The organism is Synechococcus sp. PCC 6716 (genome assembly GCF_022570815.1).
In the GTDB taxonomy this organism is placed as follows: Bacteria; Cyanobacteriota; Cyanobacteriia; order Thermosynechococcales; family Thermosynechococcaceae; genus Thermosynechococcus; species Thermosynechococcus lividus.
Map to the genome: position 1 here is coordinate 1 of NZ_JAKLTU010000010.1, position 26,106 is coordinate 26,106.

The window sequence follows — 26,106 nt, forward strand, 5'->3', positions numbered from 1 at the left end:
TCCGATCTCCATCCTCAACGAGGATGGACACATAGTACCTCCCATCTGGATTGAGCGAAACCGTAGCCGATTTGATTTTCCCCTCAAACTCTCGATGTTGACAGCAGTACAATGTCCCAACGTTTCCAGGGAGTTTAACGTAATCTCCTTCTACTTTGACGTTTTGAGGATAAGTAATCGATTGACGACATTTTTTGGACTTGAACCTCGGCAGCTTCGCTCTCCCTTCAAAAAAGTTCTTGTAAGCCGTAGACAAATTCAGAGCCACGACTTGCAAGCATTGAGAGTAAGCCTCCTTCAGCCACGGGTGCTCCCTCTTTAGGTCAGGGAGTACTCCCTGAATAGCTGAGCGGGACAACCCTTTCCCAGTTGATTTGTAGGTTTCTTGGCACAAGTTGAGCGAGTAATTCCAGTACCAGCGGCAGCAGCCAAAGCTCTTGGCTAGGGCTAATTTCTGCTCGTGGGTTGGATAGGCTCTGAACTTGTACGCTTGCAACATTTAGCGTCTTTGGATGTTACTGATAATATCCTACCAGATAGCAAAGAGGATGTGCTACGCACGTTGATTTATGGGTCGCCATTCATCACACGATTCACCTGCGGTAGAATCGGGGACTTCTTGCGACATTTGTTAAATCATCGTTAAGCTTAGGGGGATTGGAGCGGCTGATAGGCCACCTCAACACTGAGGGGCTGAGCTGCCACACTCGGCACATCAAGGATCGCGGTATTCACCAAGTTAAAGATTGGGTTGGCCAGAATCCCAGCCAAAGAGGTAGCCACCACCATCGTCACCAGCCCCACCTGCAAAGGACGCATCCCAAAAGCAGACCACGAGACCTCTGGATAGCGCTGAACCGCCACGGACATTTCCTTGGGTTCCTTGACCACCATCATTTTGACAACACGGATGTAGTAGTAGATCGAGACCACACTGGTCAATAGCCCCAAAATTACCAGACCGTAGGCTCCCGCCTGCCAGCCGGCCCAGAACAGATAAATTTTGCCAAAGAACCCCGCTAGGGGAGGAATGCCGCCCAAGGACAGCAGACAGAGGCTCAAACCAAGGGTCAGCAGTGGATCTTTTTGGTACAGCCCCGCATACTCACTAATTTGATCGGTGCCCGTACGCAGTGAGAACAGGATCACACAGGTAAAGGCGCCCAAATTCATGAACAGATAGACCAGCAAATAAAACAGCATACTGGCATAGCCTGCTTCGGTGCCCACCACAAAGCCAATCATCACAAACCCCGCTTGGGCAATGGAGGAGTAGGCCAGCATCCGCTTCATACTGGTTTGGGCAAGGGCAACAATATTGCCTAAGATCATGCTGAGAATGGCCAGTACCGTAAAGATTAATTGCCATTGCGCCGTCACACTGGGAAAGGCCAAGGTCAAAAAGCGGATGGCCAAGGCAAACCCCGCTGCCTTTGACCCGACCGAGAGAAAGGCGACAACAGGGGTCGGGGCTCCTTCATAGACATCTGGCGTCCACTGGTGAAAGGGCACAGCGGAAATTTTGAAGCTAATGCCAGCAATCACAAACACCAAGGCCACCACTAAGCCAAGGGATTGGGAGGATAAGGCGTGGGCAATTTCGGTTAAGTGGGTATGCCCACCGGAGAGGCCGTAAAGGAGGGACGACCCGTATAGAAAGATAGCGGAACTCGCCGCACCAATCAGTAAGTACTTCAAGGCAGCTTCGTTAGAGCGGCTGTCGCGCTTTGTATAGCCAGTTAACAGGTAGGAGGCAATACTTAGGGTTTCAAGGGCAATAAAGATAAAGACTAACTCTTCGGCACCGGAAACAAACATGCCGCCAACGGTGGCCGTTAACAAAATCGTCATAAATTCGCCCAAGGAGCTACCGGTTTGCTCCACGTAGCGAATGGACATCAAAATTGTGCCCAACGCGGAGAGGGCAATCAAGCCGCGAAAGACAAGACTGAGGTTATCGGAGCGGAAGCTGCCCAAGAAGCTCACTGTCTCTGGCTGTCCCCATTGCGGAATCATGGCCAACACTGCTCCGGCCAAGCCGGCGATCGCCAAGTAAGGAGTCCAGCGATCGGCGCTGCGCCCCTGAATCAGATCGGCAAGAAGGACGATGAGAAGAGTAACAATAACAATTGTCTCAGGTACAATGGTACCCGCATTCAACTGTGCCGCCAGTGTTACCAGATCCATAACTATCCGCGCATTGATTGAGTCCCCCATATCATATCACCCACGTTTTCGTTTAATGGGGGCACTGCGATCAGGTTCTGCTTATACCTAGGATAGGTTTTTTAACGGGCAGCACGCGCTAGAGCATTGTACAGACCGTTGAGTACCGGCGGGGACGGCAGCGCAACAGCATTCTCGAAAATTTGAGTTGGTGTCAGGTTGCGCTGGCCATAGAAGCGGGTGTTGGCATTGCGGTCAAAGCTAATGGTTGCCCCTTCGATGGCAACCCCGGCAAACAACCCAGCATTGCGGGCATAGGAATAGACTTGAGGGCTAGGATCCGTAGGACTGACAATATCGCCCCCTACAGGTCCGGCGGCCACCGAGACATTGCCCCCCAGCCGAAAGGACTGTGCTAAACTGCGCAGGACAACGGATTTATCCATAAAGGCCAAAATGACATCGCTGGACTGGGCACCTATTTGCAGGCCAAAACTGCCGCCAGTAATGGTGATGAAGGCGGGTTTACTCCAATCGTTATTGTTGTCGCGCACTAGCAAAATGCCTGCCCCACGGCGACCACCAAAGAGGAACCCAGCTTGCACAACATTGGGAACAATGGCAATCCCCTGTGCCCGCTGGATAATCCGTGGCGGAATGCGTTGATTGTTATTGAAGCTAAACTGTCCGAGGACAAAGGTGGCGTTTTCTACCCGCTGCACCATACGGGGATCGGGTACAGTTTGAGCACTAACCCATCGGGGAAAAAATACCACGGCGATCGCCCCTAGGGCAATCAACCTCCACTGCCGGAGCACTCCGCCCCACCGCAAACGTACGTGTACAGTCATCATCGCTTCAAGCTACCTCAAATCAACCATAGAACCTATTGACAGCAGTAGCGGCAGCCCACGTTCCCGATCGCTTGTGTGTTCATCGTGCCCCCAAGGCGTGACAAAATCTAAAGAAAATCTGTTTTGTAATTTTCTGTAACCAGCACCACTACCCGTGTTCTTGAGGGGATATGGCAGAATGTAAAGGGTTTTGCCTAGACTAGCGATTAATACCTACTAAAGTCCGCATAGACCTAGAGTATATCCCTAGATAGAGCAGATCAGCTCAAGGTTAGGTTGCACACATGGAACCCCTGTATCAATACGCATGGCTCATTCCCGTCTTACCCTTGTTGGGTGCCTTAGTTGTTGGTTTTGGCCTCATTTCCTTCTCTGAGACCACCAGCCACCTGCGGCGACCCAGCGCCATTTTCATCATGGCTCTCATGGCGATCGCCCTTGGCCATTCCCTCGCCATTTTGTGGAGCCAAAGCCACGGGCACGCTCCCTACACCCAGATGATTGAATGGGCGGCAGCGGGCAGCCTGCACATCGTCATGGGCTATGTCATTGACCCGCTCGCAGCAATGATGCTCGTGGTGGTTACCAGCGTTGCGTTTCTGGTGATGCTCTACACCGATGGCTACATGGCACACGATCCGGGGTATGTACGGTTTTATGCCTACCTCAGCCTGTTTGGCTCCTCGATGCTGGGGTTAGTGGTCAGCCCTAACTTGGTACAGGTCTATATTTTCTGGGAACTGGTGGGGATGTGCTCGTACCTACTGGTGGGGTTTTGGTACGACCGCAAAAGTGCGGCAGAAGCGGCTCAAAAAGCGTTTGTTACCAATCGCGTTGGCGACTTTGGCCTGCTGCTGGGGATGGTGGGTCTCTTTTGGGCAACCGGTACCTTCGAATTTGGTGAAATGGGCGATCGCCTCACCGAGTTACTGAACAGTGGCTTGCTCTCTTCGCAGTTGGCCGCCATTCTGGCCATCCTTGTGTTTCTCGGTCCGGTGGCCAAATCCGCCCAATTTCCCCTGCACGTCTGGCTTCCCGATGCCATGGAAGGTCCCACCCCCATTTCGGCACTGATCCACGCGGCAACAATGGTGGCAGCAGGGGTGTTTCTCATTGCCCGCATGTTCCCCGTCTTTGAGCAACTCCCTATCGTCATGGACATCATTGCCTGGACAGGGGCATTTACCGCCTTCATGGGTGCCACCATTGCCATTACCCAAAACGACATTAAAAAAAGCCTTGCCTACTCCACCATTTCTCAGCTCGGGTACATGGTGATGGGGATGGGCGTGGGCGCGTACAGTGCTGGATTATTTCACCTGATGACCCACGCTTACTTCAAGGCCATGCTCTTTTTGGGGTCAGGTTCTGTCATTCACGGCATGGAAGGCGTTGTGGGTCACGATCCTAACCTTGCCCAGGATATGCGCTATATGGGAGGCTTGCGCAAATATATGCCCATTACGGGGCTAACCTTTTTAATTGGGTGCTTAGCCATTTCCGGGGTTCCTCCCTTTGCTGGGTTCTGGTCAAAGGATGAGATTCTTGGGGCGGTGTTCCATGCCAACCCTGCGATGTGGGTACTGACTTGGCTGACTGCGGGTCTAACGGCCTTTTATATGTTTCGCATGTATTTCATGACCTTTGAGGGATCGTTTCGTAACGTCCCTGCCGAGCTCCAAGCACATCATGATCAGGGTCATGGCAAACACCATGCTGCCGCACCCCACGAATCGCCTTGGACAATGACGGTTCCCTTGGTCGTGTTGGCTATTCCCTCAATGCTCATTGGTTTGCTGGGCACCCCCTTTAACAACCTCTTTGAAGCGTTTGTTCATGCTCCTGGAGAGGCGATCGCAGCCCATAGTTTTGATTTAACGGAGTTTTTAGTGCTGGCGGGTAGCTCCGTTGGCATTGGCCTCATTGGCATTACTGTTGCCTCCTTGATGTACCTCAAGGGCACGCCCAGCCCCCAAAGCATTGCCAAGGCGATCGAACCCCTCTACCAGTTTTCCCTGCACAAGTGGTACTTTGATGAGCTGTACGACGCAGTATTTGTCAAAGGCTGCCGCCGCTTAGCACGGCAGGTGTTGGAAGTGGACTACAACGTCGTGGATGGTGTGGTCAACCTCACCGGCTTTGTCACCATGGTCACCGGTGAAGGGCTGAAGTACTTTCAGAATGGTCGTGCCCAATTCTACGCCCTCATTGTTTTATTGGCGGTGCTGGGCTTCGTGATCTTCTCGGTGCAAACTTAAGCGCTTCTTCTTACCCCACCATTGACCATCATGGACATTATCTATTCCTTGAGGAGTAACGAGTACCCCCATGAGTAACTTTCCTTGGTTGACTGCAATCATCCTTTTTCCGATTGTGGCCTCCTTTGCGATTCCCCTGATTCCCGACCCTGAAGGGAAAGGACGACCCATTCGTTGGTATGCCCTTGTCATTGGCCTGATTGATTTTGCGGCCATTGTTTATGCCTTCACGAACTTCTACGACCTAAATACCCCTGGGCTGCAATTGTGGGAAAGCTATGATTGGATTCCGACCTTGGGGTTGCGCTGGTCTGTGGGGGCGGATGGTCTCTCAATGCCCTTAATTTTGCTGACGGGCTTTATTACCACGCTGGCAATTTTAGCGGCCTGGCCTGTTACCCTCAAGCCGCGTCTTTTCTACTTCCTGATGTTGGCGATGTACGGCGGTCAAATTGCTGTCTTTGCCGTCCAGGATATGCTGGTGTTCTTTTTGGCATGGGAACTGGAGTTGATTCCGGTTTACCTGCTGCTGGCCATTTGGGGGGGCTATAAGCGGCAGTACGCCGCCACAAAATTTATTCTCTACACCGCGGGTAGCTCCCTGTTTATTCTGGTAGCGGGCTTGGCCATGGCCTTCTACGGCGACACCATTAGCTTTGATATGCATACCCTAGCGATGAAAGACTATGCCATGGGCTTTCAACTGCTGGTCTATGCTGGCTTTTTGGTAGCTTATGGGGTAAAACTGCCAATTGTACCACTGCACACATGGCTACCGGATGCCCACGGTGAGGCAACCGCCCCGGTGCACATGCTCTTAGCCGGTATTCTCTTGAAAATGGGTGGCTATGCGCTTATTCGTATGAATGTGGATATGCTGCCGGCAGCCCACGCCACCTTTGCACCAGTCTTGGTGATTTTGGGGGTGGTGAATATTATCTATGCTGCTCTGACGTCCTATGCCCAGCGCAACCTCAAGCGCAAAATTGCCTACTCGTCAATTTCCCATATGGGGTTTGTGCTCATTGGCATTGCTTCGTTTACTAATTTGGGGATGAGCGGTGCTGTTCTGCAAATGGTGTCTCACGGTCTCATTGGCGCCAGCCTCTTTTTCTTAGTTGGGGCAACCTACGATCGCACCCATACGCTGATCCTCGAGGAAATGGGGGGGGTTGGCCAAAAAATGAAGAAGATCTTTGCTATGTTTACGGCCTGCTCGCTGGCCTCCTTGGCATTGCCAGGGATGAGTGGCTTTGTGGCGGAGCTACTCGTATTTATCGGCTTTGCCACCAGTGATGCCTACTCCTTGCCCTTTCGGATTATTGTGGTCTTTTTAGCAGCGGTGGGGGTTATCCTCACGCCCATTTACCTTCTTTCGATGTTGCGGGAAATTTTCTTTGGGCCAGAAAACAAGGAACTGACGGAGCATGAGGCGCTGATCGATGCTGAACCCCGGGAGGTCTTTATTATTGCCTGCCTGTTGGTGCCGATTATTGGTATTGGCCTATATCCCAAGCTGCTGACGCAAATTTACGATGCCACCACCGTACAGGTGATTGCGCGAGTGCGCGAGGTCGTACCGACCCTTGCCCAACACCCTAGCGCCTCAGTGGCCGACATGCCGAAGGTGGCACCAGAGCTAAACGCCTAATGGGGCAGCTGCGGCACTACCTGCTGGGGGAGGTTAGTTGGCAGCGGCTGGTGCGCTCAGCAGTCCTGATCTACGTCCTTGTGGCGGCCTACGTTTACGTCCGTGCTGATGCTATGATCTTTCGGCCGCCGCCTCCCACCTATGATTTGTTGGCTCAGATGCGCCTTATCCCCATGGAGGGGGGCGATCGCCTCGCGGTGCTGTATTTACCGAATCCCGCAGCTACGTTCACGCTGCTCTACAGTCACGGCAATGCCGAAGATTTGGGGGTAATTGAACCCCTCCTGACCCAGTACCGCGATTGGGGGTTTGCTGTGTTGGCCTACGACTACCGTGGCTATGGGCTGAGTACGGGCACCCCCAGCGAAGCCAATGCCTACCAAGATGCCAGAGCCGCCTACAAGTACCTGACCCAGACCCTCAACGTTCCACCAGAGCAGGTCATACTGTACGGGCGATCGCTCGGGGGCGGTGTCGCCACAGAACTGGCGACCCACGTACCTGTTGCTGGGCTGATCTTAGAAAGCACGTTTACCTCTGCCTTTCGGGTTGTGGTGCCTTTTCCCTTGTTTCCGTTCGATAAATTCACCAATCAAGCCAAGCTACCGCAGGTGCCGGTGCCGGTTTTAATCCTGCACGGAACTGCCGATGAGGTCGTGCCTTTTGAGCATGCCCAAGCCCTATTTGCCACTGCGGCCACCCCCAAATTTTCCCTGTGGGTTGAGGGTGCTGGTCACAACGATTTTAGTGCTGTTGCGGGCGATCGCCACCGGCAGGCACTGCAAGACTTTGCCCACATTCTGCACGGCTTGGGAACTAACGACTAGCGGTGTGCCATAGGTATGTTGCCGCCTCGTCCAAGTAAAGGTTGATTTTGGAGACCGGTTGCATCGGTCGCACACCTTTCTATGTCTGCTACGATAATGCCATGGCACCAGCCTGCCAGTACAAGGGATCGCAGGTCTACGCGCAACAGTCCCCCATGGAGCAGTGGCTCCATCGGTTGCGCTACCTGTACAACTAACTACCGGCAGATTGCCGCAACGGTGAGACATACAATAATCTGTCAGGGATTGATCTAGAAGGAATAAAGAGAGAAGAGCGGATGGTTTTTAACTGGTTTCGGCGTAAGTTTGGTGGTAGTGGCGAGAGTGAGGTACCCGCTGATACGGTTGCCACGCCGCAGCCAGAGGCTTCCGCAGCGCCACCAGACCTAGAACCAGACTCCCAGGCGGCTGAGGGCGGCCTTCTCAATTGGGCGAAAACGGCTCTGCAATCTATCCAGTCGCGCCAGAATCCTAGGACGACGGAAACAGCGGAAACAATCACTGCAACTGAGGTCAGCGATGCACCACCAGATGCTGTGTCCGAGGCACCCCCTCCGGACATCGTACATCCAGTGGCAGCAGAGGAACCGGAGGCTGCAGAGACCGTGGCACCGGTTGCTCTCGATGCTGGATTTTTGTGGTCAGCGGAAGTGTTAGCTGCCCAAGGTCGTCGCCCTGAAGAGGTGGATCTCGAGGAAATTACGTGGCTACAACGACTACGTCAAGGCTTAGGCAAGACCCGCCGCGGGCTGGTGCATCAACTGCGCTCCATTGTGGGTCAAGGCCCGTTAGGGCGTGATGCGGTTGAAGAGATTGAAATGCTGCTGCTGCAATCTGATGTGGGGGTGAAGGCCACGGATCAGATTATCGCCGCACTGCAAGCCAAAATTCGCCAAGAGACCTTACCCGCCGATCAGGCGATCGCCTACCTCAAGCAAATTCTGCGCGATACGCTAGATGCCCCTTTTCGCAACGGCTATGCCCAAGATTTTGCCCCCCAGAAAGGGCAGCTCAACATTTGGCTGATCGCTGGGGTGAACGGTGTGGGTAAAACGACGACCATTGGCAAATTGGCTCATATTGCCAGCCAATCGGGCTATCGCTGTTTGATTGCGGCGGCGGATACCTTTCGAGCCGCGGCCACAGAACAGGTTAAAGTTTGGGGGCAACGCTCCAATGTTGAGGTTATTGCCAATCCCGGTAAAAATACTGACCCGGCGGCAGTTGTGTTTGATGCGATCGGTGCTGCCCAAGCCCGGGGCACCGAACTGCTGTTGGTGGATACCGCCGGGCGGCTGCAAAATAAGGCCAACCTCATGGAGGAACTCAAAAAAATTCGCCGCATTATTGATAAAAAAGCCAGCAATGCCACCATTGAATCGCTACTAGTGCTCGATGCCACCCTAGGGCAAAACGGCCTGCGGCAGGCGCAGGTGTTTGCTGAGGCGGCACAGCTTACGGGGGTGATCTTGACGAAGTTGGATGGCACGGCCAAGGGGGGGGTTGCCTTAGCTGTGGTTCAAGAGTTGGGGCTACCGATCCGTTTTGTGGGGGCAGGCGAAGGCATTAAGGATTTACGACCGTTTTCCAGTTTTGAGTTTGTAGAGGCCTTGCTTTCCAGTGAGGTGGAGGTGGCGGCGTGATCTTGGCCGATCGCCTCGGGTACTTCCGCAGCAATGTCTTTGATGCCATGGATCGGGTTAAAGCAACCGTGGCGGCCACAGGGCAGTCGATTGTGGATTTATCCTTAGGCTCTGCGGATTTACCGGTTGCCCCCCATATTCTGAGGGCGATTGAAGCCGCCCTGCAGGATCCGAGTACCTATGGCTACCAGTTATTTGCCAGCACCGCTGCCTTTCGGGTGGCAGTGGCAACGTGGTATGAACGGCGATTTGGCCTAAAAGTTGACCCGGAACGGGAAGTGCTCACGCTGATTGGCTCACAGGAGGGAACGGCTCACCTCCCCCTTGCGGTGATGAATCCCCGCGAGTATGCTCTTGTGCTCGATCCGGGCTATCCGTCCCATGTGGGTGGGGTCTATTTGGCAGGCGGGCAGGTCTATCCCTTGCCGCTACGGGCAGAGAACCAGTTTTTACCGGACTTAGAGGCTGTCCCCTTAGCTGTTCGTGAGCAGGCCAAACTCCTGATTCTCAGCTATCCCCATAACCCTACCGCAGCAGTCGCCCCCCTAGCATTTTTCGAAGAGGCGGTGACCTTTTGCGATCGCCACGGTATTATTCTGGTGCACGACTTTCCCTACGTTGATTTAGTGTTTGATCGTGAGCGCGCCCCCTCGATTTTTGAGGTGGATCGCGATCGCCAAGTGGGGATTGAGTTTTATAGCCTATCAAAGTCTTACAATATGGGCGGCTTTCGCATTGGCTTTGCCATTGGTCGCGCTGACTGCATTGCTGGGTTGCGTCAGGTGAAATCGGTCATTGACTTTAACCAGTATGCGGGGATTTTACGCGGGGCGATCGCTGCTCTCACCGAGGATCAAGCCTGCGTGCGCCAAACTTGCGAGACGTTCCGGACGCGGCGGGATGCCTTTGTCCAAGCCCTCGCAGATCACGGCTGGTTCGTACCCCTGCCACCCGCCACCATGTACGTTTGGGCTCAGCTCCCCCCGCCGTGGCACCAAGACTCCCTTGGCTTTTGTCAATCCTTGGTCAAAGCGACTGGCATTGCAGCCGCACCTGGATCTGGCTTTGGCCAAGGCGGCGAAGGCTATGTCCGGTTTGCCCTTGTGCGCGATCGCCCCTGTTTAGAAATTGCGGCAGCTCATATTGCCGCCTTTACCCTAAAAGAAGGTTCACTTCTTTAGAGCAGCACGTCACCCTGTGCCTCAGGCGATCGCCAACACGTCATCAAACCCCCAATCAACCTCGTATGAGTAAGTAGTATGTCAAAATCAAGTCAGGGGCCTTTTAACATTTCTACAAGTTTGCGGCTGCATTTTTATGACTGACGTTCCAGTTTCCCATATTCGTAATTTTTCGATTATTGCCCACATTGATCATGGTAAATCGACCCTTGCCGATCGCCTCTTGCAATTTACTGGCACCGTCGATGCGCGGGACATGAAGGAACAGTTCCTCGACAATATGGATTTAGAGCGGGAGCGGGGGATTACCATTAAGCTGCAAGCAGCACGAATGACCTACACAGGGCGCGATGGCCAAACCTACATCCTCAACCTGATTGATACCCCCGGCCATGTGGACTTTTCCTACGAAGTGTCCCGCTCCTTGGCCGCCTGTGAAGGCGCCTTGCTCGTCGTGGATGCGTCCCAAGGGGTGGAAGCCCAAACCCTCGCCAACGTTTATCTTGCCCTTGAGCACAACCTTGAGATTATTCCAGTCCTCAATAAAATTGACCTACCGGGGGCAGAGCCGGAGCGAGTGAAGGGGGAAATTGAGGAAATTGTGGGGCTAGATTGCTCCCAAGCTGTCTTGGCCTCTGCGAAAGAGGGGATTGGCATTGCCGAGATTCTTGAGTCGATTGTCCACCTCGTGCCGCCGCCCCAAGATACTGTGGCTGACCCCCTACGGGCGTTGATTTTTGACAGTTACTACGACCCCTACCGCGGTGTCATCGTCTATTTCCGCGTCATGGATGGGGTGGTGCACCGGGGCGATCGCATCCGTTTAATGGCATCCGGCAAAGAGTACGAGATTGACGAACTAGGGGTGCTTGCCCCCAACCAAACACCCGTTGAGAGCCTCCACGCCGGAGAAGTGGGCTACCTCGCCGCAGCCATTAAAGCGGTAGGAGATGCCCGGGTCGGCGATACCATTACCCTTGCCACCAAACCAGCCAAGGCTCCCCTGCCGGGCTATACCGAGGCCAAGCCCATGGTATTTTGCGGGTTATTCCCCACCGATGCAGCGCAGTTTGAAGACCTGCGGGATGCCCTTGAAAAGCTCAAGCTGAACGATGCGTCCTTGCACTATGAGCCGGAAACCTCCAGTGCCATGGGATTTGGCTTCCGCTGTGGCTTTTTGGGGCTGCTGCACATGGAAATTATTCAGGAGCGCCTAGAGCGCGAGTACAATCTAGACTTAATCATTACCGCTCCGTCCGTGGTCTATCGGGTCACCACCTTGAAGGGGGATGTGCTGACCATTGACAACCCCAGCCTCCTGCCTGAGCCGCAATACCGCCAGAAAATTGAAGAACCCTACGTCCAAGTGGAAATGATTACCCCCGAAACCTACGTCGGCACCCTGATGGAGTTAGCCCAATCACGGCGGGGGATTTTTAAGGATATGCGCTATCTCACGCAAGGGCGCACCACCCTCATCTACGAGCTGCCCCTAGCGGAAATTGTTACTGACTTTTTCGACCAAATGAAGTCGCGATCGCGAGGCTACGCCAGTATGGAGTACCACCTGATTGGCTACCGTGAAAACGACTTGGTCAAACTGGATTTGCTCATTAACAATGATCCGGTGGATTCCCTAGCGGCCATTGTGCATCGCGATAAGGCATACTACGTTGGCCGTGCCCTTGTCAGCAAACTCAAAGACTTGATTCCACGGCATCAGTTTAAGATTCCCATTCAGGCGGCCATTGGTTCGCGCATTATTGCCAGTGAGAGTATTCCTGCTTTGCGCAAAGATGTGCTAGCCAAATGCTATGGCGGGGATGTATCGCGCAAACGTAAACTGCTAGAGAAGCAAAAGGCGGGTAAAAAACGCATGAAAGCCATTGGGAGTGTCGATGTGCCCCAAGAAGCATTTATGGCCGTTCTGCGGCTGAAGGACGAATAGGGAGCATACAGATGTCCACATCAAAATGGGTGGCCGTCGTCACCGGCGTTATTTCCTTACTGCTGGGGGTGGGCTACCTCCTACTGGTGCAGCTTTTAGATTGGCGGGGCGACTTCCAGCCCGCACCGATGGGACTATTACTTAGATTCGCCTTGCAGCTTGGGGGATGGTACCCCTCCAACGTTCTTTGACGTTGCCTACCGCAGCGCCCCAACTCGCAGTACACTAGCCTTGACAGGCTTAGGACGCGACATGGGTATTCAAGTCATTCCTACGACTCCCTTTAGTGATCAAAAACCGGGCACGTCCGGACTTCGCAAAGCAGTACCGGTCTTCCAGAAACCCCACTACCTTGAAAACTTTATCCAAGCAATTTTCGACACGATTGGCGATCCCCAAGGGCGACCCCTTGTCCTAGGGGGTGATGGTCGCTATTTCAATGCTGAAGCGATTCAAACGATCCTCAAGATGGCGGCGGCCAATGGCTTTTCCCGCGTCAAGGTAGGGCAAAACGGAATTCTTTCTACCCCTGCGGCCTCCTGCGTCATCCGCAAGTACGGTGCCATTGGTGGGATTATCCTTTCAGCTAGCCACAACCCTGCCGGTCCCCAAGGCGACTTTGGCGTTAAGTTCAACACCGCCAATGGTGGCCCCGCACCGGAAAAAGTCACCAATGCGATCTACGAACGCAGCCGTAGCCTCAGCCAGTACAGCATCTACACAGCACCCGATGTGAGCCTGCATACCCTTGGAGAGTTCCCCCTAGGGCAAATGGTTGTTGAGGTGATTGATCCGGTTGCTGACTATCAGGCGCTTTTGGAAAGCCTGTTTGACTTTGACTGTATTCACGATGCCATCACGGGTGGGCGACTGTCCCTGATCTTTGATGCCATGCATGCTGTCACAGGTCCCTATGCCCACCAGATTTTAGAGACGCGCCTAGGGGCACCCCCAGGCACCGTACAACATGGGGTGCCACTGCCGGATTTTGGCGGGGGTCACCCGGATCCTAATTTGGTCTATGCCCATGACTTGGTGCAGCAACTCTTTGGTGACGATCCGCCGGTGTTTGGTGCTGCCTCTGATGGCGATGGCGATCGCAACATGATTTTAGGCGCGAATTGCTTTGTTACCCCCAGTGATAGTCTGGCCATCTTAGCGGCAAACGCCACCTTAGTGCCCGGCTATAAGGAGGGTCTGGCGGGCATTGCCCGTTCCATGCCCACCAGCCAAGCGGCCGATCGTGTAGCGGCCACCCTAGGCATTGACTGCTACGAAACCCCAACGGGTTGGAAGTTTTTTGGCAATCTCTTGGATGCGGGCAAAGCAACCCTCTGCGGCGAAGAAAGTTTTGGCACTGGCTCTAACCATGTGCGAGAAAAGGATGGGCTTTGGGCGGTGCTATTTTGGCTCAATATTCTGGCGATCAAGCAACAGTCAGTGGCAGACATTGTGCAGTCTCATTGGCGCACCTATGGCCGTAATTACTATTCCCGCCACGATTACGAAGGCATCGACAGCGATCGCGCCCATACCCTGATGACCCAACTCGAGCAAAAGCTACCGCAGATGGTGGGGCAGTCTTTTGGGTCGTACACCGTGGCGATCGCCGATAACTTTAGCTACACCGATCCGGTGGATCACAGTGTTAGTACCCAGCAGGGTCTGCGTCTGATCTTTGACGATGGCAGCCGCATTGTCTATCGCCTCTCGGGTACAGGAACGCAAGGCTCGACCTTACGGGTGTATTTGGAGCGCTTTGAGCCGAATCCCCACCACCAGCACCTGGATGCCCAAGTTGCCCTTGCGGATCTCATTGAATTGGCCAACCAAGTGGCCAATATCCAAGGGTTAACGGGCCGCGATCGCCCCACCGTGATTACCTAGACATGAACGTCCTCCACGTTTCTGACATTCACCTTGGCAGTGGCCTCAGTCATGGCCACATCAATCCGGCCACAGGACTCAATACGCGGCTGGAGGACTTTATTGCTGCGCTGGGCACCTGCATTGATCGCGCACTTGCCGAGCCAGTGGATTTAGTTCTATTTGGGGGCGATGCCTTTCCCGATGCAACGCCCCCTCCCTTTGTTCACGAAGCCTTTGCCCAGCAGTTTCGCCGTTTAGCCGATGCCCAAATTCCTACGGTACTGCTGGTGGGCAACCACGATCAACACGCCCAAGGGCAGGGGGGCGCGAGTTTATCCCTTTACCGCACCCTCGGTGTCCCTGGGTTTATTGTTGGCGATCGCCTAGCCACCCATCGCCTGCACACCCGCGCTGGTGCTGTTCAAATCATCACCCTGCCGTGGTTGACCCGCTCGGCACTGTTAACCCGCCCGGAAACCGTGGGGCTGTCCCTTGCAGAGGTTCATCAACTGCTGCTGGATCGCCTGAGTGTTGCTCTTGAGGGCGAAATTCGCCAGCTAGATCCAGCACTGCCAACGGTGCTACTGGCTCATGCCATGGTGGATACTGCGCAGTACGGTTCCGAACGCTACTTAAGTGCTGGCAAAGGGTTCACGCTTCCCCTCAGCCTGTTGGCTCGCCCCTGTTTCGACTATGTCGCCTTGGGGCACGTCCATCGCCATCAAGTGCTGTGCCATGATCCGCCTGTGGTCTATCCCGGCAGTATTGAGCGGGTGGACTTTGGCGAAGAGGCAGAGGAGAAAGGGTACGTCCTGATTGATCTGCACAAGGGTAAAACCCACTTTCAGTTTTGCCCCCTGCCAACCCGACCATTTCAGACAATTCGAGTTGACCTAACGGAGATTGAAGGAGATCCCCAAGCCGCATTGTTAGCGGCGATCGCCCATCGCCCCACACGTGGTGCTGTGATTCGGGTGATTTACCAACTGCGTAGCGATCAACTCTCGCAGATTAACCTTGGGGAACTGCAACAATCCCTGACAGATGCCCACAGCGTTAGCTTTTTACCCCAACTGGTGAATACGCAGGCGATCGCCCGTCTTCCCAGTACAGCCCTAGAACAAGCCCTCGATCCGAGCCATGCCCTGCACCTCTACCTCGACCACCATCCTGAGCTAGAGCCACTGCGGCAAGACTTATTAAACGCCCTGCATACGCTGTGCCCCAGCGATACCGAGATCACTCCACAGCTCACCGAGGAGACTGAACTGAAAATTGAGCAGCTACGGCTAATTTGAGGGGTTCAGGGGGCTATAAGTCCCGCACTGTACCTGAAAGGTCAGCGTCGGGAGGATGTCACATTCTGCCGGTAAACAGGTCAAACGACCTCGCTTTTACACTAAGCTAACCGTAAGTCAAGCCAGCCCCGTCATGTAGCAACAGTACACGTGATCTGTTTCCTTGGGCAACAGGGCAGCGACAATACCTGTGGTATCGTAGGCCAAAGACTTTGGGCAGCTAGGGTTACCCAAGCTAGCTAGCTGGCGGTAACGCAGGAAATTGCTGGCGTGACCCAAGGACTCTCCGTGCATCCGCACTAGGGTTGCTGGGAGAGGATGTCGATACGAGGAACACCCATGCCCCCAGAAGTTCTCAGCTTTTGGAATGCCTTTCTACAAGTGGTAGAGACTCCCATTTTGAAGCTTGGCAGTGAGCCAATTTCAGTTCGCTGGCTCTTTCAGGTCATTTTGTTACTGGTGTTAGTCGCCATTTTGGCGCGTTTTTTTAAGGGAGTTTTGAAAAATCAAGTCTTGCCACGCTTTGGCCTTGATTTAGGGAATCGCGAGGCGATTTCTACAGTGGTGAGTGGGGCGGGCGGAGCCTTGGGTTATATCGTTGTCCTACAGGCCGTTGGTATTAACCTTGATTCTTTAGCGGTGATTATTGGCGGTCTGGGGGTAGGGATTGGTTTTGGATTGCAGGATGTGACCCGCAACCTCATTAGTGGCCTCACCTTGCTGATTGAGCGCAAAGTGCGAGTGGGAGACTTTGTGGAAATTGAGAATATTAGCGGCTATGTCCAGGAAGTTTCGATGCGGGCAACGGTCATTCAGACGTTTAATGGCTCTAATGTTGTGGTGCCCAACACATATCTTGCCGACAGCCCAGTGCTGAATTGGTACTATGAGACTCATCGGGGGCGCATTGACATTCCCATTGGTGTGGCCTACGGTACCGATCCAGTTTTAGTGACAGAAGTATTACTGAATATCGCCTATTCTGAACCAGAGGTGCTGAGCCAACCTGCGCCTAAGGTCATATTTCGCGAGTTTGGCGACTCTGCCCTCAATTTTGAACTATGGGTATGGACCGATGCCATTGAGCGACGTATTTTCATCAAAAGCAGCCTTAACTTTAAAATTGACTACTATTTTCGTCAACACAATATTTCCATTCCCTTTCCCCAGCGCGATTTGTGGATTCACAATCTCCCTGCTAAAGAATGTCAACCGGCAGCCGACCCCTCTCAACCAGTAGCCCTTGCCCCTGTCACCCCCTCCCTAAAACATTTACTGAAGCAGGTGAGTTACTTTAGCTGTATGAATGACTTGCAGTTACGGTTTCTAATTGAGGCGGGCTACCGTAAGCATTTGCAGGCAAACGAGATTTTGTTTAAGGCTCAGGAATTTACAACGAATTTTTATATTGTCCTCAAAGGGCAAATGGCTGCTGTTTATGAGCACGATGGCGAACTCAAGCAAATGCTCACCTTTAATGTTGGCGATCACTTTGGGGAGTTGCCCTTGATGCTAGGGGTTGCCTGCCCAACGACAATGATGGCGACCACCGATACGGTTTTGTTTGTGCTGCCACGGGAGGGGTTCGAGCAATTGCTAACCCAGCATCCTTACCTTGCAGATGATATTGCTGTGGCGATCGCCCAACGGCAGGATATCATTGCCCAACACCAAGATGCCCTACGACAACTTCACTCTACTGGCAAGAGCAGTGCTGGGGACTGGATTCGCGATCGCCTGCAAAAACTCCTTGGTTGGTCAACGTCGTAACATCGGCTCTTCTGAGCTGATACGCAACAGCCAGCACGCTTAGTTGAGTATTGAGCATATGAGACATCAAGAAAAGCTGTCCTTCAGGATGGAGCTTGTATCCCAGTGTTTTTGGTCAACGCGATGGAAGCAGTATGATATGTAGCAAAACGGCATGGAGCACTCCCATGGATTCAGCCCAAATTAAAGCCCTCGTCGAAAAAGCCCTTGAGGACAAAATCCTTACCCTAGAAGAGCACGGCCAAATTATTGATGCGGTGCTTGCGGATGGCCAAATTTCGGAGGAAGAGGAAAAAATTCTCCATGACCTTCTTGAGCGGGTTGCATCTGGGGAGGTGGACTCGCAGTACTAAGGAATAAACACGATTTGCCCTTGGCGCAGCACCTGCCATTCACCCTCTTGCCATTGCACCACGGTGGAGGGCTGAGGTGGGGTGGGGGGCAACTCCCATCCTTGGAGCGTTAGCACTTGGGGAAAGGTTTCAGCGATAGCCTTCAGGTCGGTGAGGGGTGGCTCTCCCGATCGATTAATACTGGTGGTGGCAAGAGGCCCTGTTTGCTCAAGTAGAGTCTGTGCCCTTGGCCAAGCCGGTACCCGCAGGCCAATTGTGCCTGTGTTTTGCGGATTTAACCCCACGGGCAACTCAGCGGCGGGCAGCACCAGTGTTACGGCTCCCGGCCAGTAGCGCTCAGCGATCGCCTGCCACTGCTTAAATTCAGCAGCAGTGCCTTTCACAAAGCGCCAAAGCTGTTCGGGGTTCGCTCCCATGAGAATCAAGGGCTTATCTGGTTGCCGCCCCTTGGCCGCATAGATCAGTTCACCGCGATCGCAGCGGCTAGCCAACGCCGGCACCGTATCGGTGGGAAAGCTAATGAGCCAGTTGCCTGATCGCACTGCAGCTACCAGGGCTGCCATGGTCACCTCTGCCATTGATTGCCTCAAGTTTCAGTCAAAATCCAGCTGCAATCCCCTCACCGCGAGGATCCGCAGCTCCTTCTAAGGTTCCATTATCTAGCACGCGGATGAGGTTGGCATTGCCCCAGGGCTGCGGTTGTACCACGGTATAGCCCCACTGCTGCCATGTGGCTAGCCATTCTGGGGATACCCCAGGTTCAACAAACAAAACATCTGGCTCCCACTGCTGGTGCAGGCGAGGACCAGCCAGAGCCGTGGGCGCGTCCTGTCCGTGGTCAATGATATTGAGCAGGAGTTGCAGCACCGCAGTGATAATGCGGCTGCCCCCTGTGGAACCCATGGCCATAACCAGTTGGCCATCGCGGGTAACAATGGTTGGGGTCATGCTAGAGAGGGGACGCTTGCCACCGCTAATGCCGTTAGCAAGGGGTTGATTGTTGACCTGTACCCCAACCACACCAAAGAGATTGGGCTGATTAGGGGCGATCGCGAAGTCGTCCATTTCATTGTTAAGGAGAATGCCCGTCTGGGGGACAACTACGCCAGCACCAAAGGCACCGTTAATGGTAAAGGTAAGGCTCACAGCATTGCGAGCGGTATCCACCACAGTCAGGTGGCTAGTATTACCTGACTCGGGGCGATGCAATTGGCTCGGATCAACCGCACGAACCCTGCTCTGAGGACGAGCCTGTTGGGGTAAAATCTCGCGGGCACGCTGTTGGGCATAGGCAGGGCTAGTGAGGAGGGCAATAGGTACCGCCACAAAATCACTATCTCCTAAATAGTGGGCGCGATCGGCATAGGCAATTTGCATCACACTGGCTAGCTGATGGCCGCGATCGGTGGGTGTGGTTGCCGGTGGCAATGCCTGAAGGAGGTTCAGCATTTGGATGAGGGCCACGCCACCGGAGGAAGGGGGCGGCATCGAACAGACCTGGAGGCCGCGATAACGACCGCACACTGGCGATCGCCAGATGGGTTGATAACTGGCCAAATCAGCGCGGCTCATTTTTCCCCCCGATTGCCCCATGAAATCAGCAATGGCTGTGGCAATCCAACCGTTGTAGAAGTTATTGGGATTGGTGGCGATCGCCCCTAACGTCTTGGCCAAATCCGGCTGGCGGATAACAGTGCCGAGGGTTGGCACTTGCCCCTGATCAAGAAAAATCTGTCGGGCAGTGGCATCTGCTTGGAGAACCGCAAGACGGAGGGTCGCTGCTCGCCGATAGCGTTCTGTGACGCTAAATCCCTCTTCTGCCGCATGGATCGCAGGTGCAACAAGCTGCCGCCAAGGGAGCTTACCATAGCGATGATGCAGAGCAGCCAAACCAGCAATCGTTCCTGGCGTCCCAGCAGCTAGCACCCCATCTAAGCTGGCTCGTGGAATTAGATTTCCGGCACTGTCTAAATACATCGCAGGGGTTGCGCTTAAGGGCGCCCGCTCACGAAAATCTAAGGCTGTAATGTCCTGGGACGAGGCATCATAGACAAGGGCAAAGCCACCGCCACCAATCCCTGCGGAAAACGGCTCCACCACCGAGATCATCAACGCCGTAGCTACCGCAGCATCCACGGCATTTCCCCCTGCCCTGAGCACCTCAACCCCCACGGTTGCCGCCGCTGGATGGGGCGCTACCACCATGGCTTGCAGGTTCTGGGTTGCTGCTTTGTTGGCGCGGATGGGAAGAATGACCAACCCTACCATAACCGTCAGCCAAGACAGAAATCGAACATGGAGCATGGCTCTATCGTTGCCGAGACCTGAGGGTGGGACTTTAGTATGGTAGCGGCTTGCGCCAGCAAAGCGTGCTTTCCAGCCTACCCTCCGTGCGACATGATTCAGTACAGAAAATGTCATATCAAATTTTAAATGAAAAATTAACAAAATAATATATTCCTAGTTGTTGTCGGTTGCCAACGATCTGCTATAGTCATCCACAAACCCTGCTGTAAATATAATATGTTTCAGAGAAAAACAGAACGCTCTGCACAGCCCCCTGCTCGTCAGTTATGGTCGCATATTCGATCTAAGTGGCCGGATAGCCTTGTTTTAAGTGGTTTGACGATCGCCACCATTGGCATTGGCTATGGTCATCCTAGAGTTATTGCTGGTGGTTTGTCGGTTACGGTTGGGGCAGCATGGGTCTCCATACAACGGCAGCAACAAGCCACTGTGCGGGATGTGAATCTGCTGAAGCAATTACGACCCCACATTGAAGAGAGTCAGCAAGAGCTACGGACATCACTCAATCAGCTACAGGAGCAGATTAGAGGCAACTTACTTCCAGCCGCAAATGCTTAGCTTCAAGATAGCTTGAAAAATGAAATCAGTGAATTTAGGCAGGATATTTCAAATCATCTGCAAACAATACAACAAACTCAACAAGCTATTAGACAAAAACTCTTCCCAGACCCTTGTGAAGATAGCATTAGTAAAATTATAGAAATATGCCAACAATTTCATGATTTAGCTGGTCAGCAGTTAAACATTCAAAACCTTAGAGAAAAAGATGTACAAGATGCTCTAGAACAACTTCTCAAACAGAAACTTAAAAATCATCAATCTGGCAAACCTGACATCAGGCGTGAGTACACAGTTCCGCAGACTTATTCTCATGGGTACCGTATTGATTTTTTATTGGTTGATCACAGATGCGCTATTGAAGTCAAACAGACACGTGCAAAATCTCAAAAAGAAATTGTAGAAGATTTAGCCATCGATTTTGAAGTCTATCGAAACACTAGTCACAGATTTCACACACTCATTTGCTTTATTTATGATCCACAATGCAAGCTAAGCAATCCTGCTGGCTTAATCAATGACCTCAGTGGCGATCGCGGCGGGTTTCAAGTCAAGACAGTCATATCCCCTTATGGCGCAACCAACTAATTTGAAGACCCTTGAACAATTCTTCAAGCTCCGTCTATATGGGTTCTTTCAGATCGGTGGTGAAAATCGTATAATTAGATACTTTTAATCAGAGGCGGTATCAACACAGGGTCATCCATGCCCCATAGTACGGCGCTCAAGGTTGACTTGTGTGCAATGGCTCCTAAAGCCAGCGATCGCCCGCTTCTGCTGTAAGCAATGCTCTGCTACCAACAACCTCAATCACAATCCGCGAACTAACTGCGCTACATTAAGGAAATATAAATTCATGACCAACGGCCATCAATGGAGGTAAGGCGTGATTCGTCCCGACAGTCAAGTGATCTTAGAGGTGCGTGACCTCACCGCAAATGTAGAGGACACGCCAATTCTCAAGGGATTAAATCTGACGATCCGTGCGGGCGAAGTCCATGCGATCATGGGGCCCAATGGCTCCGGTAAAAGTACCTTCTCAAAAATTTTAGCGGGACACCCTGACTACACGGTCACCGGTGGTGACATCCGCTACAAGGGTCAAAATCTTCTGGAGTTGCCCCCTGAAGAACGGGCACGGGAGGGAGTGTTCTTAGCCTTTCAGTATCCCTTAGAGATCCCGGGGGTGAGTAATCTGGACTTTTTGCGGGTGGCCTACAATGCCAAACAGAAGCATTTAGGGCGCGAGGAACTGGATGCCTTTGATTTTGATGATTTGGTGCGCCAAAAAATTGACCTTGTTAAGTTGGAGGATAGCTTCCTGCAGCGAGGGGTAAATGAAGGCTTTTCAGGGGGGGAGAAAAAGCGCAACGAGATTTTGCAAATGGCCTTGTTAGAGCCAACGCTAGCGATTCTTGACGAAACGGATTCGGGTTTAGATATTGATGCCCTACGAATTGTGGCCAATGGGGTGAATCAACTGACAACTCCAGATAACTGTATTTTGTTGATTACCCACTACCAACGACTGTTGGACTACATTGTGCCGGATTACGTCCATGTCATGGAGGCCGGACGCATTGTCCTTACTGGCTCTAAGGAGTTGGCGTTAGAACTAGAAGCACGCGGCTATGACTGGGTGCGGGAAGAGGAGGTGGTCACCCCATGACGATTACCGTTGTAGCGAACTCAGATCAGGCGGATCTACCGTTGGTGCCTGCGCAAAATGAACTCGAGCATCTGCTGGCTTTAGCACCCGCTTTTCAGGAGCCGACCTTAAGTGCACTGCGGCAAGCGGCGATTGCCCGCCTACGGGAACAGCACCTGCCTACCCCACGAGAGGAGGACTGGCGGTTTACCGATCTATCACGGCTGCGATCGCGATCTTTTCAGGCACCGATTGCCCCCCTTGCCCCTGAGATTGTTGCTGAAGTGCGGCATTTACTGTGCGAACGCGCTTTTGCTACGGCGGCACAACTCGTTCTTATTGATGGCCACTATTGTGCCGAGCTATCCCGCTTCAGTAGCGATCGCCTACAAAAAATACCCCCTCCCCAAGCCGTAGGTAGCATTGTCACTCCAGAGGTCTTCAGCGACTTAAATGCTGCCCTATTGGCCGAGGCAATTGCCTTGCGGGTAGAGTACCCCATTGCTGACCCCATTGAAATTTTTTACGTCAGTAGCCGTCAGCAGCAGAGCGTGGTGGCACCCCGACTGTGGGTAGAGGTGGCCGCCAATGCTGAGGCCACCTTAATTGAGCGGTTTATGTCCCTGACCGGTGACCAGCAGTTTACCAATAGTGTCACCGAGCTTCAGATAGCGGCGAATGCTCGCCTTAATCACGTGCGGATTCAACACCAGTCCCCCACTGCCCTGCATATTGGCTACACCGCCATCCGCCAAGATCGCAACAGTCGCTATCGGGGGCACGCCATTGATCTCGGCGGCAGCCTCAGTCGTCATCACTGGCAGATTCAGGCGATCGCCGCGGCTACGACCACTAGCCTCAAAAGCTTAGCTATTGGCATGAACGACCAGATTGTTGATACCCACTCAGTGGTTCTGTTCCAAGCCCCCCATAGCCGCAGTGAACAGGTTCACAAGTGCATTTTGGGCGATCGCGCCCACGGTATTTTTAACGGCAAAGTGATCGTACCGCAGCAGGCGCAGCTCACCGATGCCAGCCAATTAAATCGGACGCTACTTCTTTCTGATAAGGCTCGGGTGGATACAAAACCCCAACTGGAAATTGTGGCCGATAATGTCAAGTGCTCCCACGGTGCCACCGTCAGCCAGTTGGCCGCTGAAGATATTTTCTATCTGCGGAGTCGGGGTCTGGATGAGCGACAGGCGCGAGATCTATTGGTCAAAGCCTTTGCTTTGGAACAGCTTGCTGACCTTCACCCCGAACCCCTGCGGCAAGAGCTAGAGGAAGCCTTGCTGGCGGCTCTGCGCTAGGTGACGAATTGGGAGGATTGAGGTGCAACAGTCATCGCTAGTTGGTATTGAGCGTCCTTCCTCCTTCGGGATAAAGAGGAGTGCATGATGGCGGCGGCCACCTCCCCGTTGCAGATTCTAGATCTCGGCAGTGACATCCTGTTGTTTCAAGCCTTGATTCCCCCATCCCATTGCCAACAGATTATTGCAACGGCGGAAGCAGCGGGGTTTGCGGCTGCCCAGATTTTAATGGGTACGGTGGATCAGGACGTACGCGGTGGCAGTTTAGTACGATTTGACCCATCCCACCCGCAGCAAGCCGCCAGTCGCCAATTGCTGCTCCAGCACACCCAGACCATTCAAATTGTGCTGTACCAGCACTACGGTATCCGCTTTCCGAACGTGGAAAACTTTGGCATTCTGCGCTATCACGAGGGGGAAGGCTACCGTCGCCATGTGGATAACCTGCTCCTTGCCAGCCGCCAAATGGAAATGCAGCAAGGCATTCCCACCCGAGATGTGAGTCTGGTGGGCTATCTCAACGATGGGTTCGAGGGGGGTGAAACCTACTTCGATCGCCAAGGGGTCAAGGTTAGCCCCCGCACCGGGGATGTGGTGGTGTTTCCCGCCTACTATACCCATCCCCACGCCGCGTTGCCGGTGGTACGGGGCACAAAGTACGCATTTGCTACATGGCTATTCTATTAGGAGTCTGCCCAGAACGATGGCTAAACCTACACTGCGTTTGCGAACGTCATTCCTCATTTCCGGAACCTTAATGGGACTGTATGGGGCATTGACGCTGCCCTTGCCCTTTCTTGCCGAACATACCGCTGCGCCGCTACCGCTGTGGCTCCTGTGGGGAGCGATCGCCCTCGGTGCACTCGCGCTGTGGGGGGCACTGAGCCAGCGGGTTGAACTAGACCCTCAAGGCATCGGCATCACCTATCCCCACTGGGTTCCTGCGGTGTTGCGGCGGCAATGGCAAGTGCCCTGGGCCGAGATTACAGCTGTGCAACCTCGCAGTACCAGTCAAGGGGGACTGGTGTACTACTTGGTCACCACCTCAGGTCAGGCGTATTTACTGCCAATGCGCGTGGCGGGGTTTACCAAGATGCTACGGTTCATAGAGCAGCAAACAGGGCTGCCCACCGCCCTCATCAAACCCCTAGCGCAGCCGTGGATGTACGGCACGTTAGCCGTTTTCACCCTGCTCTTGGGTGCGATAGATCTTTGGGTTTTGCTGAGTATGGGATAATGAAGCACAATTGTTGCTAGTTGCTACGATGCCCTGAAACTATGCCTAAGCGAAGCCTATGCCCATGGATACAGCGGGGGGTAGTGGGTACACTGCTGGGGTTGCTGTGCTGGATGAGCCTAGCCTCAGCACCGGCGATCGCCGCCATCCAAGTGCGCCTATTTGACCTTAGCTACCGCGACTGTCCGCCAGAGGTGGGCAGCGGTGCCGTTACCCCCGGAGGCACTACCCTCAAAGCCAACTGCTACCTGATTACTGGCAAAGCAGAAAATAAATCCGGCAAAACTGTCGTTGATGCCGATGTCTTTGGTCGCATTTACGATGCCAATGGCAATCCAGTCATGCAAAACCGCACCCGTGTTGGCGCGATCGAGGAGATTCCCCCCGGCATCAGTGACTTTGAAATTCGCATTAGTGTGCCCTACGATCAACCCACACCCTTGCAGCTAGAGCAGTTTAAGGCCTCTGGGTTTACGGCAAAGGTGCGGGGGTAGGATCCGCCAAACACCTCACCACCTCTGGGGCGATCGCCTCCAAGACGGCCAGCGCCCGCAAACTACCCTGCACTAGGTAGGCCGCCGCCAACGGATTCCGCAGCATCGCCACCATGAGTGGCCATGGCCGCAAATTTCCCAGATGATCAACAGCATGGGTTAAATCCGGCAGATCGCGATCTCCCCCATCACTGATCACCCGCACCATCGCTACCGGTATTCCCAACCCTTGCAAGTGCCGCAGCAGAAGCACTCCCTCCATATCCACCACCTCAACTCCCCACCGCCTTGCTAATGCCTGCTTCTCCTTGGCTTTGCACATTACGCCTTGGGTGGTGATGGCCTTTACGAATCGCCAGCGATCGCCAAAGCGAGCCAGCAACAACCCATCGAGAGAATCCATGGCTCCAGCCTCATCCTGACAGGTGCGATAGACCACCACCTCCCCCACCGGATCCTGTGGTTGCAGGCCACCACACACCCCAAGAACGACCGCTACGGTAGGCCCATTGGCCAACGCTGCCGATAATGCTGGTGTGCTCAGGGCTGCCGCTCCCGCCCGCAGGGGAACCACCTGCCACCCGCGCAACCGCTGCCCCCGCAACCCCCGCTGTACCGCCCTGTATTCTGCCCCTTGGGGGACTAACACTAGTTGCCGATTCATAAACTGACCAGTCCAAAGAGTGGCACAATCAATCGTCCGCTAAGGTGAATGAGAGGCAATTTCCGCCAAA

25 protein-coding genes are annotated in these 26,106 nt (G+C 53.7%); 18 read left to right on the forward strand and 7 right to left on the reverse strand.

The window, feature by feature from the left end; genetic code table 11:
• The 3 genes from L5220_RS06820 to L5220_RS06830 form a co-directional block, all read right to left on the reverse strand.
• A partial coding sequence (locus L5220_RS06820) for an RNA-guided endonuclease InsQ/TnpB family protein (protein ID WP_499572546.1) occupies window positions 1-499 on the reverse strand: 499 nt, incomplete at its 3' end.
• Window positions 500-648: 149 nt separating this feature from the next.
• Window positions 649-2,187: an NAD(P)H-quinone oxidoreductase subunit N gene (locus L5220_RS06825; protein ID WP_499572548.1), complete on the reverse strand. Its 1,539-nt coding sequence runs from the start codon at window positions 2,185-2,187 to the stop codon at window positions 649-651.
• 101 nt (window positions 2,188-2,288) lie between these two features.
• Complete coding sequence (locus tag L5220_RS06830; protein WP_499572551.1) at window positions 2,289-3,020, reverse strand: lipid-binding SYLF domain-containing protein; 732 nt, start codon at window positions 3,018-3,020, stop codon at window positions 2,289-2,291.
• Between the two features lie 284 nt (window positions 3,021-3,304).
• Here L5220_RS06830 and L5220_RS06835 point away from each other — a divergent pair, with 284 nt between their 5' ends.
• From L5220_RS06835 to sbcD, 9 genes are all read left to right on the forward strand, one after another.
• Window positions 3,305-5,278 carry an NAD(P)H-quinone oxidoreductase subunit 5 gene (locus L5220_RS06835; protein WP_499572554.1) on the forward strand — a complete coding sequence of 658 codons (1,974 nt, stop codon included), beginning with the start codon at window positions 3,305-3,307 and terminating at the stop codon, window positions 5,276-5,278.
• 70 nt (window positions 5,279-5,348) lie between these two features.
• Window positions 5,349-6,929 (forward strand): photosynthetic/respiratory NAD(P)H-quinone oxidoreductase subunit D1, encoded by a 1,581-nt coding sequence (gene ndhD1 / locus L5220_RS06840; protein ID WP_499572556.1) that lies wholly within the window; start codon window positions 5,349-5,351, stop codon window positions 6,927-6,929.
• Entirely contained in the window at window positions 6,929-7,756 is an 828-nt protein-coding gene (locus L5220_RS06845; RefSeq protein ID WP_499572558.1) for an alpha/beta hydrolase, read from the forward strand. The genes ndhD1 and L5220_RS06845 overlap by 1 nt, the downstream gene beginning before the upstream one ends.
• Window positions 7,757-8,034: 278 nt before the next feature.
• Window positions 8,035-9,399, forward strand: coding sequence for a signal recognition particle-docking protein FtsY (gene ftsY, locus L5220_RS06850; protein WP_099798511.1), 1,365 nt, complete (start codon window positions 8,035-8,037; stop codon window positions 9,397-9,399).
• A gap of 2 nt (window positions 9,400-9,401) precedes the next feature.
• Window positions 9,402-10,580, forward strand: a complete 1,179-nt coding sequence (locus L5220_RS06855; RefSeq protein WP_499572560.1) for an LL-diaminopimelate aminotransferase — start codon at window positions 9,402-9,404, stop codon at window positions 10,578-10,580.
• 136 nt (window positions 10,581-10,716) lie between these two features.
• Window positions 10,717-12,528 carry a translation elongation factor 4 gene (gene lepA / locus L5220_RS06860; protein WP_448526177.1) on the forward strand — a complete coding sequence of 604 codons (1,812 nt, stop codon included), beginning with the start codon at window positions 10,717-10,719 and terminating at the stop codon, window positions 12,526-12,528.
• Between the two features lie 11 nt (window positions 12,529-12,539).
• The gene (locus tag L5220_RS06865) at window positions 12,540-12,719 is read left to right on the forward strand and encodes a hypothetical protein (protein WP_499572563.1); all 180 of its coding nucleotides are present in this window, start codon (window positions 12,540-12,542) and stop codon (window positions 12,717-12,719) included.
• Between the two features lie 61 nt (window positions 12,720-12,780).
• Window positions 12,781-14,415, forward strand: coding sequence for an alpha-D-glucose phosphate-specific phosphoglucomutase (locus tag L5220_RS06870; protein WP_499572565.1), 1,635 nt, complete (start codon window positions 12,781-12,783; stop codon window positions 14,413-14,415).
• Window positions 14,416-14,417: 2 nt separating this feature from the next.
• Window positions 14,418-15,695: an exonuclease subunit SbcD gene (gene sbcD, locus L5220_RS06875; protein ID WP_499572567.1), complete on the forward strand. Its 1,278-nt coding sequence runs from the start codon at window positions 14,418-14,420 to the stop codon at window positions 15,693-15,695.
• A gap of 117 nt (window positions 15,696-15,812) precedes the next feature.
• Here the strand turns inward: sbcD and L5220_RS06880 are convergent, their stop codons facing one another.
• Window positions 15,813-15,995 carry a hypothetical protein gene (locus L5220_RS06880; protein WP_448526181.1) on the reverse strand — a complete coding sequence of 61 codons (183 nt, stop codon included), beginning with the start codon at window positions 15,993-15,995 and terminating at the stop codon, window positions 15,813-15,815.
• A 39-nt stretch (window positions 15,996-16,034) separates the two neighbouring features.
• Here L5220_RS06880 and L5220_RS06885 point away from each other — a divergent pair, with 39 nt between their 5' ends.
• A complete protein-coding gene (locus tag L5220_RS06885; protein ID WP_499572569.1) occupies window positions 16,035-17,465 on the forward strand; it encodes a mechanosensitive ion channel domain-containing protein in 1,431 nt (476 codons plus the stop codon).
• Between the two features lie 167 nt (window positions 17,466-17,632).
• The gene (locus L5220_RS06890) at window positions 17,633-17,818 is read left to right on the forward strand and encodes a hypothetical protein (RefSeq protein ID WP_099798517.1); all 186 of its coding nucleotides are present in this window, start codon (window positions 17,633-17,635) and stop codon (window positions 17,816-17,818) included.
• On the opposite strand, the gene L5220_RS06895 is transcribed toward L5220_RS06890, so the two are convergent.
• A complete protein-coding gene (locus L5220_RS06895) occupies window positions 17,815-18,381 on the reverse strand; it encodes an L-threonylcarbamoyladenylate synthase (RefSeq protein WP_499572571.1) in 567 nt (188 codons plus the stop codon). The two genes, L5220_RS06890 and L5220_RS06895, sit on opposite strands and share 4 nt — an antisense overlap.
• A 34-nt stretch (window positions 18,382-18,415) precedes the next feature.
• On the reverse strand, window positions 18,416-20,239 hold the full coding sequence (gene ggt / locus L5220_RS06900) for a gamma-glutamyltransferase (protein WP_499572575.1): 1,824 nt from the start codon (window positions 20,237-20,239) through the stop codon (window positions 18,416-18,418).
• A 102-nt stretch (window positions 20,240-20,341) separates the two neighbouring features.
• On the opposite strand from ggt, the gene L5220_RS06905 reads away from it, so the two are divergent.
• The 7 genes from L5220_RS06905 (at window position 20,342) to L5220_RS06935 (ending at window position 25,372) form a co-directional block, all read left to right on the forward strand.
• The gene (locus L5220_RS06905) at window positions 20,342-20,683 is read left to right on the forward strand and encodes a hypothetical protein (protein ID WP_499572577.1); all 342 of its coding nucleotides are present in this window, start codon (window positions 20,342-20,344) and stop codon (window positions 20,681-20,683) included.
• Window positions 20,684-20,695: 12 nt separating this feature from the next.
• A complete protein-coding gene (locus tag L5220_RS06910; protein ID WP_499572579.1) occupies window positions 20,696-21,271 on the forward strand; it encodes a PD-(D/E)XK nuclease domain-containing protein in 576 nt (191 codons plus the stop codon).
• A gap of 298 nt (window positions 21,272-21,569) precedes the next feature.
• Entirely contained in the window at window positions 21,570-22,352 is a 783-nt protein-coding gene (gene sufC / locus L5220_RS06915) for a Fe-S cluster assembly ATPase SufC (protein ID WP_099798521.1), read from the forward strand.
• Window positions 22,349-23,641: a Fe-S cluster assembly protein SufD gene (sufD, locus tag L5220_RS06920; RefSeq protein WP_099798522.1), complete on the forward strand. Its 1,293-nt coding sequence runs from the start codon at window positions 22,349-22,351 to the stop codon at window positions 23,639-23,641. Before sufC ends, sufD begins: the two co-directional genes overlap by 4 nt.
• 84 nt (window positions 23,642-23,725) lie before the next feature.
• Entirely contained in the window at window positions 23,726-24,328 is a 603-nt protein-coding gene (locus tag L5220_RS06925) for a 2OG-Fe(II) oxygenase (RefSeq protein ID WP_448526188.1), read from the forward strand.
• A gap of 16 nt (window positions 24,329-24,344) precedes the next feature.
• Window positions 24,345-24,878, forward strand: a complete 534-nt coding sequence (locus L5220_RS06930) for a hypothetical protein (RefSeq protein ID WP_499572581.1) — start codon at window positions 24,345-24,347, stop codon at window positions 24,876-24,878.
• Window positions 24,879-24,919: 41 nt separating this feature from the next.
• Entirely contained in the window at window positions 24,920-25,372 is a 453-nt protein-coding gene (locus L5220_RS06935) for a hypothetical protein (protein WP_099798525.1), read from the forward strand.
• Here the strand turns inward: L5220_RS06935 and L5220_RS06940 are convergent.
• Window positions 25,350-26,036 (reverse strand): phosphorylase family protein, encoded by a 687-nt coding sequence (locus tag L5220_RS06940; RefSeq protein WP_499572583.1) that lies wholly within the window; start codon window positions 26,034-26,036, stop codon window positions 25,350-25,352. The genes L5220_RS06935 and L5220_RS06940 overlap by 23 nt on opposite strands.
• Between the last annotated feature and the right edge of the window lie 70 nt (window positions 26,037-26,106).

Coding starts and splice junctions, on each gene's coding strand:
- L5220_RS06825 (WP_499572548.1), bottom strand. CDS start 2,187: ATGGATCTGGTAACACTGGCGGCACAGTTGAATGCGGGTACCATTGTA.
- L5220_RS06830 (WP_499572551.1), bottom strand. CDS start 3,020: ATGATGACTGTACACGTACGTTTGCGGTGGGGCGGAGTGCTCCGGCAG.
- L5220_RS06835 (WP_499572554.1), top strand. CDS start 3,305: ATGGAACCCCTGTATCAATACGCATGGCTCATTCCCGTCTTACCCTTG.
- ndhD1 (WP_499572556.1), top strand. CDS start 5,349: ATGAGTAACTTTCCTTGGTTGACTGCAATCATCCTTTTTCCGATTGTG.
- L5220_RS06845 (WP_499572558.1), top strand. CDS start 6,929: ATGGGGCAGCTGCGGCACTACCTGCTGGGGGAGGTTAGTTGGCAGCGG.
- ftsY (WP_099798511.1), top strand. CDS start 8,035: ATGGTTTTTAACTGGTTTCGGCGTAAGTTTGGTGGTAGTGGCGAGAGT.
- lepA (WP_448526177.1), top strand. CDS start 10,717: ATGACTGACGTTCCAGTTTCCCATATTCGTAATTTTTCGATTATTGCC.
- L5220_RS06865 (WP_499572563.1), top strand. CDS start 12,540: ATGTCCACATCAAAATGGGTGGCCGTCGTCACCGGCGTTATTTCCTTA.
- L5220_RS06870 (WP_499572565.1), top strand. CDS start 12,781: ATGGGTATTCAAGTCATTCCTACGACTCCCTTTAGTGATCAAAAACCG.
- sbcD (WP_499572567.1), top strand. CDS start 14,418: ATGAACGTCCTCCACGTTTCTGACATTCACCTTGGCAGTGGCCTCAGT.
- L5220_RS06885 (WP_499572569.1), top strand. CDS start 16,035: ATGCCCCCAGAAGTTCTCAGCTTTTGGAATGCCTTTCTACAAGTGGTA.
- L5220_RS06890 (WP_099798517.1), top strand. CDS start 17,633: ATGGATTCAGCCCAAATTAAAGCCCTCGTCGAAAAAGCCCTTGAGGAC.
- L5220_RS06895 (WP_499572571.1), bottom strand. CDS start 18,381: ATGGCAGCCCTGGTAGCTGCAGTGCGATCAGGCAACTGGCTCATTAGC.
- ggt (WP_499572575.1), bottom strand. CDS start 20,239: ATGACATTTTCTGTACTGAATCATGTCGCACGGAGGGTAGGCTGGAAA.
- L5220_RS06905 (WP_499572577.1), top strand. CDS start 20,342: ATGTTTCAGAGAAAAACAGAACGCTCTGCACAGCCCCCTGCTCGTCAG.
- sufD (WP_099798522.1), top strand. CDS start 22,349: ATGACGATTACCGTTGTAGCGAACTCAGATCAGGCGGATCTACCGTTG.
- L5220_RS06925 (WP_448526188.1), top strand. CDS start 23,726: ATGATGGCGGCGGCCACCTCCCCGTTGCAGATTCTAGATCTCGGCAGT.
- L5220_RS06930 (WP_499572581.1), top strand. CDS start 24,345: ATGGCTAAACCTACACTGCGTTTGCGAACGTCATTCCTCATTTCCGGA.
- L5220_RS06935 (WP_099798525.1), top strand. CDS start 24,920: ATGCCTAAGCGAAGCCTATGCCCATGGATACAGCGGGGGGTAGTGGGT.
- L5220_RS06940 (WP_499572583.1), bottom strand. CDS start 26,036: ATGAATCGGCAACTAGTGTTAGTCCCCCAAGGGGCAGAATACAGGGCG.